This is a genomic window from Streptomyces sp. BE20 (assembly GCF_036322525.1).
Classification (GTDB): Bacteria; Actinomycetota; Actinomycetes; order Streptomycetales; family Streptomycetaceae; genus Kitasatospora.
Genome location: NZ_JAQYWW010000506.1, coordinates 1 through 1,668 on the forward strand (window position 1 = coordinate 1; position 1,668 = coordinate 1,668).

At 69.8% G+C, this 1,668-nt stretch carries 2 protein-coding genes; one reads left to right on the top strand and one right to left on the bottom strand.

All coding sequences use genetic code 11. The annotated features are described in order from the left end of the window. The coding region (locus tag PUR61_RS07270) for a response regulator transcription factor (RefSeq protein WP_329876862.1) at positions 1 to 301 on the top strand (301 nt) is incomplete at its 5' end. 401 nt (positions 302 to 702) lie between these two features. Here the strand turns inward: PUR61_RS07270 and PUR61_RS07275 are convergent. Then, positions 703 to 1,002 carry a DUF4193 domain-containing protein gene (locus PUR61_RS07275; protein ID WP_329876864.1) on the bottom strand — a complete coding sequence of 100 codons (300 nt, stop codon included), beginning with the start codon at positions 1,000 to 1,002 and terminating at the stop codon, positions 703 to 705. Positions 1,003 to 1,668 lie beyond the last annotated feature (666 nt).

Genomic DNA, 1,668 nt, shown 5'->3' on the forward strand with positions numbered 1-1,668 from the left:
ATCAGCGTCCTGTTCGCCATGCTCCGCGACGGCACCCTCTACGAATCCCGAACCCCAGCCGCCACCCCCGCCGCATGACCACCCCCAACAGCACCAAAACCGGCACCACATCCTTGACGAAGGACATAGAGGCACCCCCCCGCGCGAGGAACAGATCCGCGACCTGCTCGCCTCCGGCGCCACCAACAAGGACATCGCCGCCGCCCTGTTCCTCTCCACCCGCACCGTCGAGAACCACGTCGCCCGCGTCCTCGCCAAGCTCCGGACCACCCGCGCCGACCTCGCCCACCCAACCGCCTGAACCGGCTTCGGTCACGCGTCGCGAGTCGTGGAGTCCGTCGTCATGACGTCGGGAGACACCGGCAGCGCTCACACCCTGCCGTCTCCGACAGCATGACGAAACCTCAGCGACCGTGCACTCGACCGCAGTCCGCTCCCCCGACCAGGAGTGCGAAACGTCAGCGCGGTACCGCCGGCCTGAACGGCAGTCGGTCGGGGAGCAGCGGCATCAGGACCGCGATGCCTGCCGCCGCGGCGACTGTCCCGCCGAGCCTCGCGGGCGCCGCACATCGCCCGGCGCTCTGCGACGGGCGGGTCGACTGGACCAGGCTGCCCGCAGGGACGGTGTTCGAGGGCCAGCGGCTCGGCCGGTGGACCGCGGCGTGCCCCGGCCGTGCCGCTGGGCCCTCACCGGTTGATCTGTCAGTCGCAGTCGCGGCAGATCGGCTTGCCGTTCTTGAGGCGCGCGAGTCTGCTGCGGTGGTGGACGAGGAAGCAGGTGATGCAGGTGAATTCGTCGCTCAGTACCGGTTGCACGGCGACGGTGAGTTCCTCGCCCGACAGGTCGGCGCCGGGGAGTTCCAGGCCGTCCGCCGACTCAAGCACGTCGACGGCGTCGATGGTGGAGGCCGACTTGTCGCTACGGTGGGCCTTCAGCTCCTCGATGCTGTCGGTCGAGCCGTCGTCGTCGCTCTTGCGCGGAGCGTCGTAGTCGGTTGCCACAAATGGGTCCTTGTCGTCCGGGGGTGGGGTACAGGCGCCGGCAGGCCTGCGGGGCTGTCCTGCGGCCCCCGTGCCGACCGCCAGGTCTGGATGGTGTGCGGAGTGTAACTGAGGCTGGCGAGCCATAACCCGCATGGGCATTCCGAGGCCCCGTCGCTTCGCCCCCTTCACCACCGGGGAGGCAGGCCCCCGCGGGCGAGAGCTACGGCCTGGGACACGGAAGCGCCGGCGGCAGACAACTCTCCCGTCTCACCAAGGCCGTCCTCTCCGACGCGCCGCCGACCTTGACATCCCCCGGCCGTATCCAGGACGACCGAACACATCGGCCGGCGCGAGCGGGTCATGACACCCCTACCCGCCCTCGGGTCCGCCTTTCCGGAGCGAGGGACCTGAGCGAGGGGCGGAGCGACGGGCAGGACCGGTGGGCGGGACGGTCCTGCCCGCGTCAGAGACCGAGCAGGTCGGCGGTGGTCTCGGCGACGGCCGCCCTCGGTTCTCGGGCACCGCCCTCGCCTACCGGCGGCCTGTCGGCAACGGGTGAAACGAGGACCACGAACGGCGGATCAAAAGCGGGCCGCTCTGCGATCTCTTGATCATCCTGGCTTCAATGCTTGGAGGTCAGGAGGAAGAGAGGGTGATCCGTGTGGAGGACTGGGCCGAGATTCG